Source organism: Staphylococcus sp. HMSC34C02 (assembly GCF_001838705.1).
Lineage (GTDB): Bacteria > Bacillota > Bacilli > Staphylococcales > Staphylococcaceae > Staphylococcus > Staphylococcus borealis.
The window spans coordinates 5,907-6,280 of the sequence record NZ_KV838571.1 but is presented as its reverse complement, the minus strand read 5'-3'; the positions used below and the strand labels follow the sequence as shown (position 1 = coordinate 6,280).

The window sequence follows — 374 nt, the reverse complement described above, 5'->3', positions numbered from 1 at the left end:
ATCCAAATACAAACGTACAACTTTTAGACAAAGATGGTAATGTCATTGGAACTGGAACTACGGCAGCGAATGGTCATGTTACAATCACACCAATTCGTCCTATTCCGGAAGGTAATGTCACTGCCAAGGCAACAGATAATGCAGAACATCCGAATAGTTCTATGTCTGATCCAGTCAAAGCAACAGATACGACGCCACCTAGGGAACCAGTTGTTACGAATGATTTAACTGGTAAAGCAACGACTAAAACGCCAATTACAGTAACGACAGACCCGAATACACGTGTTGAGTTACTTGATAAAGATAATCATGTCATTGGTTCGGGTACGACAGATAGCACTGGTCGAGTTACAATTACACCAACGGTGCCTATC

The 374-nt window shown here is 42.2% G+C and carries 1 pseudogene; it reads left to right on the top strand.

The features are described from left to right. Positions 1–374, top strand: a pseudogene (locus HMPREF3239_RS04500) (YSIRK signal domain/LPXTG anchor domain surface protein); the annotation flags it as partial.